Origin of the sequence: Escherichia sp. WS1118, from assembly GCF_046487695.1 — a bacterium.
Lineage (GTDB): Bacteria > Pseudomonadota > Gammaproteobacteria > Enterobacterales > Enterobacteriaceae > Escherichia > Escherichia coli.
Genome location: NZ_JBJQIZ010000005.1, coordinates 149,909 through 167,619, shown reverse-complemented (window position 1 = coordinate 167,619; position 17,711 = coordinate 149,909). Strand labels below are relative to the sequence as shown.

Sequence of the window (17,711 nt, the reverse complement as noted above, 5' to 3'; positions counted from 1 at the left end):
GTTAATGAGCCGCTTCAGGCAGGACAAAACCCATCGCCGCATCGATAAATAATCTTTCGTCCATCAGTTTCAGTTCTGGCGAAATCACTGGGGTGAAATCCATTTTGTCGAGAATATCTTTTTGTAAATCGACGCCAGGAGCGATTTCGATTAAATGCAGGCCGTCTTCTTTTAACGTGAATACGGCGCGCTCAGTGATATAACGAACATCCAGCCCTCGCTCGAGAGCGATTTTTCCGCTGAAAGTTATTTCCGGTAGTTCCCGAATAAATTTCTTCACCCGTCCTTCCTGGACGATATTTAATTTGCCGTCGGTAATTTCTGTTTTTAAACTGCCCGCAGTTAATGTGCCGCAGAACACGATTTTCTTGGAAGTGGCACTGATATCAATAAATCCACCGGTGCCCATGATTTTACCATTGAATTTATGCACGCCGACGTTACCGTGCTGGTCGACTTCAGCAAAACTCAAATAACAAACATCCAGACCACCACCGTGATAAAAATCAAACTGGGACGTCATATCCAGAATGGCGCGGGTATTCACGTTCGCGCCAAAGGCGATCCCCTGTGAAGTAATACCGCCAATCGGACCTGTTTCTACCGTCAGAATAAAGTCATCAGCACAACCTTCTTCCCGGGCGACCAGGCCAATGCCGTCAGCAATACCGACGCCGACATTCCCCACTGCGCCTTTGCGCATTTCGAATAATGCACGCCGTGCAACTAATTTACGTTGGTTTAGGGGCAGGCTAAGTTTGGTGCTGTCATCAAGAGTGAAGTCACCAGAAATAAAGCGGTTAACCGGCGCACCGCCATACAGTTGGGTTTGATCCGGATCGACCACCACAATATCCACCAGATAACCCGGAATACGGACAGATTTAGGATGCAGCGTGGCTTTCTTAACCATTTTCTGCACCTGCATCATCACAATACCGCCGTTATTGTGCACCGCCTGGGCAATAACCAATGCGTCGAGATACATCACCTCATCTTCAAAAGTGGCGTAGCCTTCGCTGTCGCAGGTGGTAGCGCGAATGAAGGCGATATCTGGCGCTATCGCTTTGTAATAGAGATATTCTTTGTTATCAAACTCGACCAGTTTAATCAGATCTTCTTTAGTGACTTCATTCAGTTTGCCGCCTTGCTGGCGTGGATCGACAAATGTTCCGATGCCAATATCACTAATAATACCAGGCTGGTGGGCTGCGGCGGCGCGTAAGGTTTGTGTAAGTACACCTTGTGGATAGTTATAAGCAATAATTTTATTTTGTTCTGCGAGATCAGAAATACGCGGCGATTGTCCCCAGTGACCGCATAATGCCCATTTCACCAGACCTTCTTGTGCCAGCGGACTAATACCACGGTCGGCGCGATCGCCAAGCCCTGTTGGACTAATAATCGATAAATTACGTGGTGTTTGAGTCTGTTTATATTTATCAGCAAGAGCAGTAATTAACGTGGTGGCTTCCAGAATACCGCCGCCAGCGCCTAACACACAAAGTGTTGCTTCGTCGGGAATATAATTCACCGCTTCCTGTGCCGACAGGACCGGCACTCGTCCATTAATACGAGGTGGTTTTACAGGTTTCATTGTTAATTCCTGATTCAGGTGTGATTTTCCCTACGCCAGATGGAGAATTAGCGCACAGAGACTCACGAAATATTTTTATTAAATACGGTTAAAAATACTTTTTTTAGTTCGGCGGGAGAGGGTATTCCCGCCGAAAATATTATTGCTTATGCCTGATGTAAAATAGTTAATACCGTACGCAAATCATTTACCGAGATTTGCCCTGGCGCAGAGGCTTTTTTTACCGCACCAAAAGTTGCCGCCGACCCAAATACTTCACCAGCCAGACGAGAAATTACGCCAGTTTTTGCCATCGACATCGTGATGATTGGACGATCGGCATACTGCTCCTGCATCTCCAGGGTCGCGGCAAGCAACGTCAGCACATCGCTGGTACTTTGCGGCATCAGCGCAATCTTAGGAATATCGGCGTCGAAGGACTGCATTTTGCGCAGACGGGCAATGATTTCTTCGGCTTCCGGCGTTTTATGGAAGTCATGGTTGGACATGACAACTTTCACATCATGCGCGTGGGCGTAGGCGACGGTTTCTTTAACCTGATCATCGCCGGTAAATAACTCCAGATCGATCATATCAACCAGGCCGCTGTCGATGGCTGCACGATTGAGTGCAATATAAGCCTCGGTGGAAATCGCCTGCTCGCCGCCTTCTTTGGCACTGCGGAAGGTAAACAGCAGCGGTTTTTCTGGCATGGTTTCACGGAGAATTTTTGCTGCCGCCATGACAGACTCCACATTGGAGAGGTCGGCATAGTGGTCCACACGCCATTCCAGAATATCAAAGTCCGCTTCACGATAGGCGAGAGCTTCGGATTTCACGCTGGCGATATCTTTCGCCATCAGCGAGACGATGATTTTAGGTGCGCCCGTACCAATGACGAGATCTTTTACAGTTACGGTTTTCATTTTTTACCCTTTCTGCACGCGGTCAGCCTGTCAGGCACCGAACCCCATGACCTGTTTAACATATTCCAGAGGGAAATCTTTGCCAGTCCATAACGTGAACTGTTCAGCCCCTTGCCACAACAACATGCCGTATCCATCAATCGTTTTGCAACCCGCTTGTTGCGCCTGCTGCAATAACTTCGTCATATGCGGGTTATACACGCATTCAGTGACCAGAAGTCCCGGATGTAACAGACTGATATCATTAACCAACGATTCATTCTCAAGGGGTTTCATACCCACTTTGGTGCCATTGGTTAAAATGTCGGCGGAAGCCAGGGCTTCTGCAAAGGCTTGCTGATCGGCGAGATCGGTGACTGTCACGACGCAATCGGTGTTTTCGTTAACCCGCTGCGCGAAGGCGAGGGCTTTATCGAAGAACTCATCCCGACGGTTAAAGAGTTTAATTTCTTTTAAACCTTCAATTGCCCCCTGCGCGCCAATTGCCGTTGAGGCACCTCCGGCCCCTAACAGCACCATCGTTTTGCCTTTGATATCAAAACCGCTCTCTTTAATGGCGCGAATATGGCCCGTGCCGTCGGTGTTATAGCCACGCAGATAGCCATCATCATTAACGATGGTGTTGATGGCACCCACCAGTTTGGCTGCTGGCGTTAATTCATCAACATATTCACACGCCAGTTGTTTGTTCGGCATTGATACACCAGTTCCGCGCATTTTGAGGGCTTTTAATCCTTCAATTGCTGCGGGAAAACTATCGTTATCCACTTCAAAGGCCATATAGGTAAATGGCAATCCCGCTTTTTCTAAGGCTTTATTCTGCATTTCGGGCGATAAACTGTGGCGGATGGGATAGGCCATCAACCCAATCAATTCGTATTTTGCGGTAACATCCATAATTAACTCCTTTAACCTCTATGCTTAATTGTGTTTAACCGGGTGCTAAATTTATGCTCGCCAAACCGCACATCATTTTCAGGAATAATGAAAACGCGGTAATAGCGGATAAAAACAATAATTGCGGTAATCAGGGCCAGCAGCGCGAAAGTAAAATCGAGAACAATGATATATTGCAGGCCGATGTTCGACAGATAACCGGTAATCAGCGGAATAACAAAGTTAGCCAGTCCACCCATCATCATATATATACTGGTGACTTTGGCTTTGCTTTTGGGGAAAAACTCTGACATGACCGAAACGCCGAGCTGTAAAATGCCGCCAGCTGCTGAGAAACCGATAACAAAGGCTCCGGCATTACACACCAATGGAGAAGGGTACAGGTAGATAATGGCAGCTGTTATTGTTGCCAGTGCAGAGTTAAATACATTAGCCCAGATGGGCCGGACCATTTTTTTCAGCAGTGCGGCAAAAATAAAGACACAGACCAGCGAACCCATACTGTAATAAGAGATGGTTTTTAATGCCTCAGCTTCTGACATACCAGCAAAAGCCATCGCATATTTGGGCATCCACACCACAATCACATAAAAGGTCGAGAATGCGGCTACACCGAACAGTACTGATGAAACACCTTCCAGCCAGACTAACGGTTTGCTGTTCATTTGCGGTAATTCATTAGCTACGCTGGCGTCCACCAACTGGCTGGGGAATTTGCTTTTCAACAGCATCAGCGTGATCAGTACAAACAGAATACCCGGAATAATCAGCCCATAGCCGTACCAGATGTTATTGAGCAACATATAGCTCACCAGCATTGGGTAGAACATTTGCCCGAATGACACCATCGCTTTAACCAGTATGACCGCCGAACCAGAGGCTTTCGGAAAGCATTCCATAAGCGCGGGGTAGCCACCCGTATCCAGCGCTGAGTTAGCGATACCTACGCACACTGCCAGACAGTAGGCGAGAGTTAAATTCGGGCAAGCAGGAATACCAAAGAAGAATAGCAGATACATTATTACTGCCATTAATATCACCGCCCGACGACCAAACTTATCGGAGATCACTCCGAAGAATAAAATACTGATCAATCGCCCCAATCCGATACCGGAAATTAAATAGGCAATGCCCGCGTTGTCAGTGGAAAACTTTTCTGCCAAAGATGTCATGTTTTGGGCAAGCGTAATAACACTAATGCCGTGCAGGAAATAGCTGAAGTAAATACAAAGAACAGCCAGGATAAATGGCGTGCTGAAAGCCTTATTTTGAGACATTTTCACAGCTCCTTGCTGAAAGATAATTTCGTTACCGTACGTATTGTTCTCCGACGGTTTACATAATTACTATACTGAAGATGATTTTCCCTGGGTACATGGCATAAAGTTTATGTTTCCAGGAATATTGCATGTCATAGTTTGTTTTTGATCGCGATTTTCCTTAGTTAGCGCAGAAAGAGTTATTTATCCGTAAGATCTTGCATAACCTGAAAAGAATATTGCATTACCCACCCGGAGCGATATTTTCCTTTAGCGTGTGATGCCGCGTTTCTTTGCGACTGCGTAAGCCAATAAACAGTGCCAGTATAAAGCCGATAGCAGCGATGGCGGTATCGAACCACATAATATCGGCAATACTTCTTTGCGAAAGATGAGCCGTAATCAACGGAATGGTAAATGTTGCAATGCTGCCCGCACTGTAATAGATCCCCGTTGCTTTTCCTTTAGCGTAGGGAAAACGTTCCGCCATTAACGTCAGGCCAATTTGTACAACACCGCCTGCGGAGGTAAAACCGATGACGAAAGCAAATATTATCACCACATAAAATGTGGGATGCAGGCAGACGGTGAGCAGGGCGATAAATGAGATAAAGGTGTACAGCATCAGTAATGTTGTTGGGCGAACGGTATTACGAATGAGTGGAGCAGTAATAAATACACACAGCAGCGAACCCACGGTGTAGATACTGAGTAATTTGATCGACATGGTGTATGACATGCCAGCGACAAATTGTCCGTATTGTGCCAGCCACTGGCTAACCAGATAAAACGTTGCCATTGAGATATAGCCATATAGGGAATAACTGGCTAAATCGATAATTGAACAGCGATGTTCCGTAGAGCTGGTGGTTTTCTTTATGACAGGTAAGTGACGACCCGGATGGGGTGGGAACGTACAACGGTATAAAAACAGAGCGTTAATAAACATAATGCCTGCGGCAATCATAAAGGACCAACCGAACCACAGTTCAGCCCACACTAACAGGCTGATAATTAGCGGTAATAAAAACTGTCCGCTGGAAACAAATGCTTTAATTAAAATATTGGCTGTACCCGGTGAGCGTGGAAAAGCTTCCATCAAACTGGGATAGGTGCCTGCATCGAGAAAACTGTTTGCCATTCCCGCCAGAAAGCCAAAAACATAAGCGATAATGATGTTATTGGTGTGCAGGATGCCAAAAAAGAAGGCCATATAGCAGCACATCCCGAGCATGATAAAAGGGCGGCGACCAAAGCGATCGGATAATAATCCTGCAAAAAGCAAGACACTTAATCGACCAATGCCCAGTGATGAGATAACTATCGAGACGCCCGCGGCATTAGTTTGCCAAAGCGTCTCCAGCGAGGCCATATTCAGGCTCATCAAAATGACGCCCATACCATGCACCAGGTAATTAAAATACAACCCAAGTGCGGTAGGGTAATAGGGATTTTTCATAGGTTCTACTTAGCAAAGGTGCTTTAAAAAGTGTAGCGATGTTGTGTCAGTATCCGTTCATTATTGTTGTAACAACGACAATTCCTTTCTGTGGAGAAATTAACAAAGCCGCTCCAGATCGTGTGCATATAATTCAGCGGCTACCGATTGATAGATCTTCCAGTCAATAAAATTGCCATCAGGGTAGACTTGTTGAAACGCGGTTAAGTCGGGGAAAAAACGCATGGTGTTGTTGCCGATGCGGTTATTTATTTTCTCTATGATGGCATGAAGATGTTTTTTTCGTTGCTGACGCATAGCCAACAGTTGCTCGACTACACAATCAGGAATGGCGCATTTGCCATTTTCCCACTGACGCCAGCTTTCACTGTTACCGGTCTGGGCAATCCAGGTCGCGCATTCATCAATAGTCATGGCAAAAATATGGCGAAGTGCCTGGAGTTCATAAGCGTTCATCGTGTAATGGCTGCATGAAATAAACAATAAAATATAAATAACATTATCAGCCTGCTGACGGCTTGAAGAGAGTCACAGTATCTTGTGCAACATTATTGGAAAGAGTGAGGGGCGAGGTAGCGAAGCGGAAAAATGTTAAAAAAAAGCCCATCGTGGGAGATGGGCAAAGACTACACACAGCAATTCGTTGTTTCACTCAGGGGATTTCCATGCTTATAAATCAATATGTTGATTTATAACCGTGAGCTAATAGTAGGCATACGGACTTTTTGCGTCGATCAGATTCGTCTCATTAGTTTAAAAACTGTAAAGAATTTGCGACAGGTACTACCAGCTGAATAGCGGTAAGCAGGAAAATATGGGGAAGAGCAAGCAAATATCAATTAGCAGGGGTTAACAATCAGGCGGCAGAGCCGCCTGATGAGAAATTACTTATTCGATTTCTCGATTTCGCCAAGTTCTTCGAGAATTTCTTCCGGTTGGTCCGTCGGCGGTGGGACTTCTTCCACCCACGCGGCAAAAAGACGCCAGGAAACGGCTAACAGAACCGGACCAATAAACAGACCGATCATCCCGAAAGCAATCAAACCACCAATAACGCCAGAGAGGATCAGGATCAGCGGTAAATCGGCACCCATGCGAATTAACATTGGGCGGATGACGTTATCGAGCGTGCCAACCACACCGCTCCAAACTAACAATACCGTTCCCCAGGTGGTATCGCCAGTCCAGTAGAGCCAGATAATCGCCGGAATCAGTACCGGCAACGGTCCAAGCTGGACAAGGCAGGAGAGGATCATTAACACCGTTAGCAAAGTTGCATAAGGTACGCCGGATACGGCGAGGCCGATACCGCCAAGCACTGCCTGTACTAACGCCGTCACCACCACACCCAGCGCCACCGCGCGGATAGCCTGTGCCGCCAGCAGCACGGCGGCATCTCCGCGAACGCCTGCCAGACGGGTTGCAAAATGGCGAATGCCTTGTGCCACCCGTTCACCGCGCCAGTACAGCAGGGCGCTGAAGAGAAGCATCAGCGCACAATGCACCATAAAGCGCCCGATATGCGCCGCCTGCCCAACGAACCAGGTGGTGGTGGTGCCAATATAAGGACGGACTTTCGCCATGATCGCCGTCCCCCCCATATCCAGCAAATTGTGCCAGCCTGCATATAGCTTCGCGCCAATCACCGGAATGGTATTAAGCCACGCCAGATCGGGTAACGTCATGTCACCACTGGAAATGGCTTTAATTAGCGGGCCGCTGCCGTCGACGATACTGTTAACCAGCAAAGCAATAGGGATGATAAACACCATCACTAATAACAGCGTCATCACCAGAACGGCGAGAGAGCGGCGACCAAACATGATCTTTTGCAAACGTAACAATACCGGCCAGGTGGCGATAACCACTGTACCGGCCCATGCAAAGCCGAGAATAAAGGGTTGTACAATCCACAGACATGCCACAATCATGATGGCTAAAAACAGCACCGAAAGCAGAATTTGTGCGACATCCCTGGGCTGACGAACATTTACCATAACTACTTTTCACCTTTTTTGTGCGTCAAATCGTCGACGCGACGTGAACACGCGAAACTCACCTGCATAATGATGAGCAATTTCAGCGGTTTTTAACAGGTCGATTCTGCCCTTAATTCTGATGGGCGTGTAAGAAAAAAATGTGGTACAACAACTCAGGCAACACGCAAACGATTAATCTCTCATCACAGACCGCAGGAAAGGGTCAATAGAATGATTCCACAGATTTCCCAGGCACCCGGCGTCGTTCAACTGGTGCTTAATTTTTTGCAAGAGCTGGAGCAACAGGGTTTTACCGGCGATACGGCGACAAGTTATGCCGATCGTCTGACAATGTCGACTGACAACAGTATTTACCAACTTCTCCCCGATGCGGTGGTATTTCCGCGTTCAACCGCAGATGTAGCGCTGATCGCCCGTCTTGCCGCGCAGGAACGCTATTCATCGTTGATCTTTACCCCCCGCGGCGGCGGCACCGGCACTAACGGTCAGGCGCTCAACCAGGGGATTATTGTTGACATGTCCCGCCATATGAACCGCATCATCGAAATTAACCCTGAAGAGGGCTGGGTGCGCGTTGAGGCCGGGGTGATTAAAGACCAACTCAATCAGTACCTGAAACCCTTTGGCTACTTTTTTGCGCCAGAACTTTCGACCAGTAACCGGGCAACGCTCGGCGGGATGATCAATACCGATGCATCCGGTCAGGGATCGCTGGTCTATGGCAAAACGTCAGATCACGTACTTGGCGTACGCGCGGTGTTGTTGGGGGGCGATATTCTCGATACGCAACCTTTACCCGTCGAACTGGCGGAAACGCTGGGTAAATCCAATACCACAATCGGGCGAATTTATAACACGGTTTATCAACGTTGCCGTCAGCAACGCCAGTTAATCATCGACAACTTCCCCAAGCTTAACCGCTTTCTTACCGGTTACGATCTGCGTCATGTCTTTAACGATGAGATGACCGAGTTCGACCTGACGCGCATTCTGACGGGTTCAGAAGGGACGCTGGCCTTTATTACCGAAGCGCGACTGGATATTACGCGCTTGCCTAAAGTACGCCGTCTGGTGAACGTCAAATATGACTCTTTTGACTCCGCGCTGCGTAACGCGCCGTTTATGGTTGAGGCGCGGGCGCTTTCGGTAGAGACGGTGGACTCAAAAGTGCTGAATCTGGCGCGGGAAGATATTGTCTGGCATTCCGTCAGCGAGTTGATTACCGATGTGCCTGATAAAGAGATGCTCGGGCTGAACATTGTGGAATTTGCCGGTGATGATGAGGCACTGATTGACGAGCGAGTTAATGCACTCTGTGTGCGGCTTGATGAGCTGATTGCCAGCCAACAGGCAGGAGTGATCGGCTGGCAGGTGTGCCGCGAGCTGGCGGGTGTTGAACGTATCTATGCGATGCGCAAAAAAGCCGTTGGTCTGCTTGGCAATGCCAAAGGTGCTGCTAAGCCAATTCCGTTTGCTGAGGATACCTGCGTACCGCCGGAACACCTGGCGGATTATATTGCTGAATTTCGCGCGCTGCTCGACAGCCACGGCTTAAGCTACGGTATGTTCGGTCACGTCGACGCAGGTGTCTTGCACGTCCGTCCGGCACTGGATATGTGCGATCCGCAACAAGAGATTTTGATGAAGCAAATCTCTGATGACGTGGTGGCGCTGACTGCGAAATACGGTGGTTTGTTGTGGGGCGAGCACGGCAAAGGTTTTCGCGCTGAATACAGCCCGGCGTTTTTCGGTGAGGAACTTTTTGCAGAACTGCGCAAAGTGAAAGCGGCATTTGACCCGCATAACCGACTCAACCCAGGGAAGATTTGCCCGCCAGAAGGTCTCGATGCGCCGATGATGAAAGTGGACGCGGTGAAGCGCGGTACATTCGATCGGCAGATCCCCATTGCGGTACGCCAGCAGTGGCGCGGTGCAATGGAGTGTAACGGCAACGGTTTATGCTTCAACTTTGATGCTCGTAGTCCGATGTGTCCGTCGATGAAGATCACCCAGAACCGGATTCATTCACCGAAAGGGCGCGCAACGCTGGTGCGTGAATGGCTGCGTTTGTTGGCGGATCGCGGCGTTGACCCACTCAAACTGGAACAAGAACTGCCTGAATCCGGCGTCAGTTTGCGGACGTTAATTGCCCGCACGCGCAATAGCTGGCATGCGAATAAAGGCGAATATGACTTCTCACACGAAGTCAAAGAGGCGATGTCGGGCTGTCTGGCCTGTAAAGCTTGTTCGACCCAGTGCCCCATCAAAATTGATGTGCCGGAGTTTCGCTCTCGTTTTCTGCAGCTCTATCACACCCGTTATTTACGCCCTCTGCGCGACCACCTTGTCGCTACGGTCGAGAGCTACGCACCGCTGATGGCACGCGCGCCGAAAACCTTTAACTTCTTCATTAACCAGCCGCTGGTGCGCAAACTCTCGGAAAAACATATTGGCATGGTTGATTTGCCGCTGCTGTCGGTCCCCTCGCTGCAACAACAAATGGTGGGGCATCGCTCGGCGAATATGACGCTGGAACAGCTTGAAGCTCTCAATGCAGAGCAGAAAGCGCGCACGGTGTTGGTGGTGCAGGACCCCTTTACCAGCTATTACGATGCGCAAGTGGTGGCGGATTTTGTCCGTCTGGTCGAAAAATTAGGTTTCCAGCCTGTGTTACTGCCATTTTCGCCAAATGGCAAAGCCCAGCATATCAAAGGCTTTCTTAATCGTTTTGCGAAGACGGCGAAAAAGACGGCGGATTTCCTCAACCGTATGGCGAAGCTGGGGATGCCAATGGTGGGCGTCGATCCGGCGCTGGTACTTTGTTATCGCGATGAATATAAACTGGCACTGGGCGAAGAACGTGGCGAGTTTAACGTCTTACTGGCGAATGAATGGCTGGCAAGCGCACTTGAGTCACAGCCAGTGGCTACAGTCAGCGGTGAATCATGGTATTTCTTTGGTCACTGTACCGAAGTTACCGCCTTGCCGGGCGCGCCAGCACAATGGGCCGCGATATTTGCCCGTTTTGGCGCGAAACTGGAAAATGTCAGCGTGGGTTGCTGCGGCATGGCAGGGACTTACGGACATGAAGCGAAAAACCATAAAAATTCGCTCGGGATCTATGAGTTATCCTGGCATCAGGCGATGCAGCGACTACCGCGTAACCGCTGTCTGGCGACCGGATATTCCTGCCGTAGTCAGGTAAAACGGGTTGAAGGCACAGGGGTACGCCATCCTGTGCAGGCTTTACTGGAGATTATTAAATGATATGGAAACGAAAAATCACCCTGGAAGCACTGAATGCTATGGGGGAAGGAAACATGGTGGGATTGCTGGATATTCGCTTTGAACATATTGGTGATGACACCCTTGAAGCGACAATGCCAGTAGACTCGCGGACAAAGCAGCCTTTCGGGTTGCTGCATGGAGGGGCATCCGTGGTACTGGCCGAAAGTATCGGTTCCGTTGCCGGTTATTTATGTACCGAAGGTGAGCAAAAGGTGGTTGGTCTGGAAATCAATGCTAACCACGTCCGCTCGGCACGAGAAGGGCGGGTGCGCGGCGTATGCAAACCGTTGCATCTCGGTTCGCGTCACCAGGTCTGGCAGATTGAAATCTTCGATGAGAAAGGGCGTTTGTGCTGTTCGTCACGATTGACGACCGCTATTTTGTGACGTTGTCACCAGAAAAGTGTGACGCATATTGCTTTTGGTTATTATCTGCACAGTAAACGGTGGTATACTGTGCAGGTCTTGTCTAAAAGCGAGGATGCTATGTCTACTCAACTTGATCCCACCCAACTGGCCATTGAATTTTTACGCCGTGACCAAAGCAATCTTTCACCTGCCCAATATCTCAAGCGTCTGAAACAATTAGAACTTGAATTTGCTGACCTGCTTACTCTCTCTTCTGCTGAATTAAAAGAAGAAATCTACTTCGCCTGGCGTCTGGGCGTGCATTGATCCTGATTTAATGTCGCGAGTTCGCCAAATCGGCCTGGATTAATCTTCGTCCAGGTTCGAGGGCCTTTTTAATACAGCCTATCTACCCGCCTGATAACGTTCAAAAATAATACAAATCGCAGTTTGTGTTAAAACAGTGGGTTAGCTTTATGAGATTATCCTTATCGCCCCTTCAAGAGCTAAGCCACTGAGAGTGCCGGAGATAAGCGCCGGATGGGGTAGAAACCCTTAAGCCTGTGTCGCACAGACTTAAGGGTTTTCTTATTTCTGAACGCTGCACTTTTTTACCTATCTCTTAAATAGTCATTTTCAATACAACTTTTTCTTTTTCATCACAGCCTTAATGCTCCTTAGATAATAATCATTATCTAACAATGAGATACCTAATTCTTAGCGTGCCTGTTAACCCACACATCAGGGTCTATGCTTATTAAAAGCAGGTAAAAAGCATGTTTTACGCTAAAGCCCCTGCGTTTGCTGGGTTGAACTGATAATCATTATCACTAACATGCTGTTATACGCTGAAAGCGATGAAGTGAGGTAAATCGATGGACATGCATTCAGGAACCTTTAATCCACAGGATTTCGCCTGGCAAGGCTTAACGCTGACACCCGCAGCGGCGATACACATCCGCGAACTGGTGGCAAAGCAGCCTGGTATGATCGGCGTGCGCTTAGGCGTTAAGCAAACGGGCTGCGCGGGCTTTGGCTATGTGCTCGACAGTGTTAGCGAGCCGGACAAAGACGATCTGCTGTTTGAACACGACGGCGCGAAGCTGTTTGTCCCGCTGCAAGCGATGCCTTTTATTGATGGCACGGAAGTCGATTTCGTTCGTGAAGGACTTAATCAGATATTCAAATTTCACAACCCTAAAGCCCAGAATGAATGTGGCTGTGGCGAAAGCTTTGGGGTATAGGCGGTACTATGTCTCGTAATACTGAAGCAACTGACGATGTCAAAACCTGGACCGGCGGCCCGCTGAATTATAAAGAAGGATTCTTCACCCAGTTAGCCACCGATGAGCTGGCAAAGGGGATAAACGAAGAGGTGGTGCGCGCAATTTCGGCGAAGCGTAATGAGCCGGAGTGGATGCTGGAGTTTCGTCTCAACGCCTATCACGCATGGCTGGAGATGGAAGAACCGCACTGGTTGAAAGCGCACTACGACAAGCTGAATTATCAGGATTACAGCTACTACTCGGCACCATCGTGCGGTAATTGTGACGACAACTGCGCGTCTGAACCCGGCGCGGTGCAGCAAACTGGCGCGAACGCCTTTTTAAGTAAAGAGGTGGAGGCGGCGTTTGAGCAGTTGGGCGTTCCCGTGCGGGAAGGCAAAGAGGTGGCAGTGGATGCCATTTTCGACTCTGTTTCGGTTGCCACTACTTATCGCAAAAAACTGGCGGAGCAGGGAATTATTTTTTGTTCCTTTGGCGAGGCGATCCACGATCACCCGGAACTGGTGCGTAAATATCTCGGCACCGTGGTGCCGGGGAATGACAACTTCTTTGCCGCACTTAATGCGGCGGTAGCCTCTGACGGTACGTTTATTTATGTGCCTAAAGGCGTGCGTTGCCCGATGGAACTTTCCACCTATTTTCGCATTAACGCGGAAAAAACCGGGCAGTTTGAGCGCACCATTCTGGTGGCCGACGAAGACAGCTACGTTAGCTACATTGAAGGCTGTTCCGCTCCGGTGCGTGACAGCTATCAGTTACACGCGGCGGTGGTGGAAGTCATCATCCATAAAAACGCCGAGGTGAAATATTCCACGGTACAAAACTGGTTCCCTGGCGATAACAACACCGGCGGTATTCTCAACTTCGTCACCAAGCGTGCTTTGTGCGAAGGCGAAAACAGCAAAATGTCATGGACGCAATCAGAAACCGGCTCAGCGATTACGTGGAAATATCCCAGCTGCATTTTGCGCGGCGATAACTCCATTGGTGAGTTTTACTCAGTGGCGCTGACCAGCGGTCATCAGCAAGCGGATACCGGCACCAAGATGATCCACATCGGTAAAAACACCAAATCGACCATTATCTCGAAAGGGATCTCTGCCGGACATAGTCAGAACAGTTATCGCGGCTTAGTGAAAATCATGCCGACGGCAACCAATGCGCGCAATTTCACTCAGTGCGATTCAATGCTGATTGGCGCTAATTGTGGGGCGCATACCTTCCCGTATGTCGAATGTCGCAATAACAGCGCTCAGCTGGAGCACGAGGCAACGACATCACGTATTGGTGAAGATCAACTGTTTTACTGCCTGCAACGCGGGATCAGCGAAGAAGATGCCATCTCGATGATTGTTAACGGTTTTTGCAAAGACGTGTTCTCGGAACTGCCGCTGGAATTTGCCGTTGAAGCACAAAAACTCCTCGCCATCAGTCTTGAACACAGCGTCGGATAAGGAATAAACATGTTAAGTATTAAAGATTTACACGTCAGCGTGGAAGATAAAGCTATCCTGCGTGGATTAAGCCTCGACGTTCGTCCCGGCGAAGTTCACGCCATTATGGGGCCCAATGGTTCGGGCAAAAGTACCTTATCGGCAACGCTTGCCGGGCGAGAAGATTATGAAGTGACGAGCGGCACGGTTGAGTTTAAAGGCAAAGATTTGCTTGCGCTGTCGCCGGAAGATCGTGCAGGTGAAGGCATCTTTATGGCCTTCCAGTATCCGGTGGAAATTCCCGGCGTCAGTAACCAGTTTTTCCTGCAAACGGCACTTAATGCGGTGCGCAGCTATCGCGGGCAGGAAACGCTCGACCGCTTTGATTTTCAGGATTTGATGGAAGAGAAAATCGCTCTCCTGAAGATGCCGGAAGATTTATTAACCCGTTCGGTAAACGTTGGTTTTTCCGGCGGCGAGAAAAAGCGCAACGATATTTTGCAAATGGCGGTGCTGGAACCGGAGTTATGCATTCTTGATGAGTCAGACTCCGGGCTGGATATTGACGCATTAAAAGTGGTTGCCGATGGCGTGAACTCGCTGCGTGACGGCAAGCGTTCATTCATCATTGTTACGCACTACCAACGCATTCTCGACTACATCAAGCCTGATTACGTCCATGTGCTGTATCAGGGACGAATTGTGAAATCCGGCGATTTCACGTTGGTCAAACAACTGGAGGAGCAGGGTTATGGCTGGCTTACCGAACAGCAGTAACGCACTGCAACAGTGGCATCATTTGTTTGAAGCTGAAGGGGCGAAACGCTCCCCGCAGGCACAGCAGCATTTACAACAATTGCTGCGTACCGGACTGCCGACACGGAAACATGAAAACTGGAAATATACGCCGCTGGAAGGGCTGACCAATAGCCAGTTTGTCTGCATTGCGGGAGAGATATCCCCACAGCAGCGAGATGCCTTAGCGTTAACGTTAGACGCCGTGCGGCTGGTGTTTGTCGATGGACGTTACGTGCCCGCGCTGAGCGATGCAACTGAAGGCAGCGGATATGAAGTGAGCATTAACGACGACTGTCAGGGGTTACCCGACGCTATTCAGGCGGAAGTGTTTCTGCATTTGACGGAAAGCCTGGCACAAAGCGTGACGCATATCGCCGTGAAGCGCGGTCAACGACCGGCAAAGCCATTGCTGTTAATGCATATCACCCAGGGCGTGGCAGGTGAAGAGGTGAATACTGCCCATTACCGACATCATCTGGATCTGGCGGAAGGTGCCGAAGCAACGGTGATCGAACATTTTGTCAGCCTTAATGATGCTCGTCACTTCACCGGCGCACGGTTCACTATCAACGTCGCAGCGAACGCCCACTTGCAGCATATCAAGCTGGCGTTTGAAAACCCGGTCAGTCACCACTTTGCCCATAACGATTTGTTGCTGGCTGACGATGCCACCGCATTTAGCCACAGTTTCCTGCTGGGTGGCGCAGTGTTACGACACAACACCAGTACGCAACTCAATGGCGAAAACAGCACGCTGCGGATCAATAGCCTGGCGATGCCGGTGAAAAACGAGGTGTGTGATACCCGTACCTGGCTGGAACATAATAAAGGTTTTTGTAACAGCCGACAGTTGCACAAAACTATCGTCAGCGACAAAGGCCGTGCGGTGTTTAACGGTCTGATCAACGTCGCGCAGCACGCCATCAAAACGGATGGTCAGATGACCAACAATAATCTGCTGATGGGCAAACTGGCGGAGGTGGATACGAAACCGCAGCTGGAAATCTATGCAGATGATGTGAAATGCAGCCACGGCGCGACGGTGGGGCGTATTGATGATGAACAGATGTTCTATCTGCGCTCGCGCGGGATCAATCAGCAGGATGCCCAGCAGATGATCATTTACGCCTTCGCTGCCGAACTGACGGAAGCACTGCGTGATGAGGGGCTTAAACAGCAGGTGCTGGCCCGAATCGGTCAACGGCTGCCAGGAGGTGCAAGATGACTTATTCCGTCGACAAAGTGCGGGCCGACTTTCCGGTGCTTTCGCGTGAGGTAAACGGTTTGCCGCTGGCTTATCTCGACAGCGCCGCCAGTGCACAGAAACCGAGCCAGGTGATTGACGCCGAGGCCGAGTTTTATCGTCATGGCTACGCGGCGGTGCATCGCGGTATTCATACCTTAAGCGCCCAGGCGACCGAGAAAATGGAGAACGTGCGCAAGCGGGCATCGCTGTTTATTAATGCCCGTTCGGCGGAAGAGCTGGTGTTCGTCCGCGGCACGACGGAAGGGATCAATCTGGTCGCCAATAGCTGGGGTAACAGCAATGTGCGGGCGGGCGATAACATCATCATCAGTCAGATGGAGCACCACGCTAACATTGTCCCCTGGCAGATGCTTTGTGCACGCGTTGGCGCAGAGCTGCGTGTGATCCCGCTCAACCCCGACGGTACTCTGCAACTGGAGACGCTGCCTACGCTGTTTGATGAGAAAACTCGTCTGCTGGCAATTACTCATGTCTCCAACGTGCTTGGGACAGAAAATCCGCTGGCGGAGATGATCACACTTGCGCATCAACATGGCGCAAAAGTGCTGGTGGATGGCGCTCAGGCGGTGATGCATCATCCGGTGGATGTTCAGGCGCTGGATTGCGATTTTTACGTGTTCTCCGGGCATAAACTGTATGGCCCTACCGGAATTGGCATTCTTTATGTCAAAGAAGCCTTGTTGCAGGAGATGCCGCCGTGGGAAGGGGGCGGTTCTATGATCGCCACCGTCAGCCTGAGTGAAGGCACTACCTGGACCAAAGCACCATGGCGGTTTGAAGCCGGTACACCCAATACCGGAGGCATCATTGGTCTTGGCGCGGCGCTGGAGTATGTTTCGGCGCTGGGGCTTAATAACATAGCCGAGTATGAACAGAATCTGATGCATTACGCGTTATCACAGTTGGAATCTGTACCGGATCTCACTCTCTATGGCCCACAAAACAGGCTTGGCGTTATTGCTTTTAATCTCGGTAAACACCACGCCTATGATGTTGGCAGTTTTCTCGATAATTACGGCATTGCTGTGCGTACCGGACATCACTGCGCAATGCCATTAATGGCCTATTACAACGTCCCTGCGATGTGTCGGGCATCGCTGGCCATGTATAACACCCATGAAGAAGTGGATCGTCTGGTGACCGGCCTGCAACGTATTCACCGTCTGCTGGGATAA

15 protein-coding genes and 1 other RNA gene are annotated in these 17,711 nt (G+C 49.6%); 8 read left to right on the top strand and 8 right to left on the bottom strand.

Going from position 1 to position 17,711, the window contains the following annotated elements:
* Position 1: 1 nt before the first annotated feature.
* The 8 genes from ACJHYO_RS11075 to ydiK all read right to left on the bottom strand — a co-directional run bounded on the left by ACJHYO_RS11075 (position 2) and on the right by ydiK (position 8,114).
* Entirely contained in the window at positions 2 to 1,597 is a 1,596-nt protein-coding gene (locus ACJHYO_RS11075) for an acyl CoA:acetate/3-ketoacid CoA transferase (protein WP_000805657.1), read from the bottom strand.
* Positions 1,598 to 1,743: 146 nt separating this feature from the next.
* Positions 1,744 to 2,502: a type I 3-dehydroquinate dehydratase gene (aroD, locus tag ACJHYO_RS11070; RefSeq protein ID WP_000860201.1), complete on the bottom strand. Its 759-nt coding sequence runs from the start codon at positions 2,500 to 2,502 to the stop codon at positions 1,744 to 1,746.
* 30 nt (positions 2,503 to 2,532) lie between these two features.
* Positions 2,533 to 3,399 carry a quinate/shikimate dehydrogenase gene (gene ydiB / locus ACJHYO_RS11065; RefSeq protein WP_000383457.1) on the bottom strand — a complete coding sequence of 289 codons (867 nt, stop codon included), beginning with the start codon at positions 3,397 to 3,399 and terminating at the stop codon, positions 2,533 to 2,535.
* A gap of 11 nt (positions 3,400 to 3,410) precedes the next feature.
* A complete protein-coding gene (locus ACJHYO_RS11060; RefSeq protein ID WP_001296106.1) occupies positions 3,411 to 4,676 on the bottom strand; it encodes an MFS transporter in 1,266 nt (421 codons plus the stop codon).
* A gap of 226 nt (positions 4,677 to 4,902) precedes the next feature.
* Positions 4,903 to 6,117, bottom strand: coding sequence for an MFS transporter (locus ACJHYO_RS11055; RefSeq protein WP_000795578.1), 1,215 nt, complete (start codon positions 6,115 to 6,117; stop codon positions 4,903 to 4,905).
* Between the two features lie 99 nt (positions 6,118 to 6,216).
* A complete protein-coding gene (locus ACJHYO_RS11050) occupies positions 6,217 to 6,573 on the bottom strand; it encodes a YdiL family protein (RefSeq protein WP_001298235.1) in 357 nt (118 codons plus the stop codon).
* 135 nt (positions 6,574 to 6,708) lie between these two features.
* An RNA gene (gene rprA / locus ACJHYO_RS11045) (antisense sRNA RprA) lies at positions 6,709 to 6,816 on the bottom strand.
* A gap of 185 nt (positions 6,817 to 7,001) precedes the next feature.
* Positions 7,002 to 8,114, bottom strand: coding sequence for an AI-2E family transporter YdiK (gene ydiK, locus ACJHYO_RS11040; protein ID WP_410232468.1), 1,113 nt, complete (start codon positions 8,112 to 8,114; stop codon positions 7,002 to 7,004).
* A 213-nt stretch (positions 8,115 to 8,327) separates the two neighbouring features.
* On the opposite strand from ydiK, the gene ACJHYO_RS11035 reads away from it, so the two are divergent.
* The 8 genes from ACJHYO_RS11035 to sufS all read left to right on the top strand — a co-directional run bounded on the left by ACJHYO_RS11035 (position 8,328) and on the right by sufS (position 17,711).
* A complete protein-coding gene (locus ACJHYO_RS11035; RefSeq protein ID WP_000612984.1) occupies positions 8,328 to 11,384 on the top strand; it encodes an FAD-binding and (Fe-S)-binding domain-containing protein in 3,057 nt (1,018 codons plus the stop codon).
* Entirely contained in the window at positions 11,381 to 11,791 is a 411-nt protein-coding gene (gene menI, locus ACJHYO_RS11030) for a 1,4-dihydroxy-2-naphthoyl-CoA hydrolase (RefSeq protein ID WP_000637986.1), read from the top strand. The genes ACJHYO_RS11035 and menI overlap by 4 nt, the downstream gene beginning before the upstream one ends.
* A gap of 99 nt (positions 11,792 to 11,890) precedes the next feature.
* Positions 11,891 to 12,079 carry a YdiH family protein gene (locus ACJHYO_RS11025; RefSeq protein ID WP_001296104.1) on the top strand — a complete coding sequence of 63 codons (189 nt, stop codon included), beginning with the start codon at positions 11,891 to 11,893 and terminating at the stop codon, positions 12,077 to 12,079.
* Positions 12,080 to 12,627: 548 nt separating this feature from the next.
* Positions 12,628 to 12,996 (top strand): Fe-S cluster assembly scaffold SufA, encoded by a 369-nt coding sequence (gene sufA / locus ACJHYO_RS11020; RefSeq protein ID WP_000367158.1) that lies wholly within the window; start codon positions 12,628 to 12,630, stop codon positions 12,994 to 12,996.
* Between the two features lie 8 nt (positions 12,997 to 13,004).
* Positions 13,005 to 14,492, top strand: a complete 1,488-nt coding sequence (gene sufB / locus ACJHYO_RS11015) for a Fe-S cluster assembly protein SufB (protein WP_001298238.1) — start codon at positions 13,005 to 13,007, stop codon at positions 14,490 to 14,492.
* A gap of 9 nt (positions 14,493 to 14,501) precedes the next feature.
* A complete protein-coding gene (sufC, locus tag ACJHYO_RS11010; RefSeq protein WP_000948882.1) occupies positions 14,502 to 15,248 on the top strand; it encodes a Fe-S cluster assembly ATPase SufC in 747 nt (248 codons plus the stop codon).
* Positions 15,223 to 16,494: a Fe-S cluster assembly protein SufD gene (sufD, locus tag ACJHYO_RS11005; protein ID WP_042021280.1), complete on the top strand. Its 1,272-nt coding sequence runs from the start codon at positions 15,223 to 15,225 to the stop codon at positions 16,492 to 16,494. The genes sufC and sufD overlap by 26 nt, the downstream gene beginning before the upstream one ends.
* Complete coding sequence (gene sufS / locus ACJHYO_RS11000) at positions 16,491 to 17,711, top strand: cysteine desulfurase SufS (RefSeq protein WP_001520612.1); 1,221 nt, start codon at positions 16,491 to 16,493, stop codon at positions 17,709 to 17,711. Before sufD ends, sufS begins: the two co-directional genes overlap by 4 nt.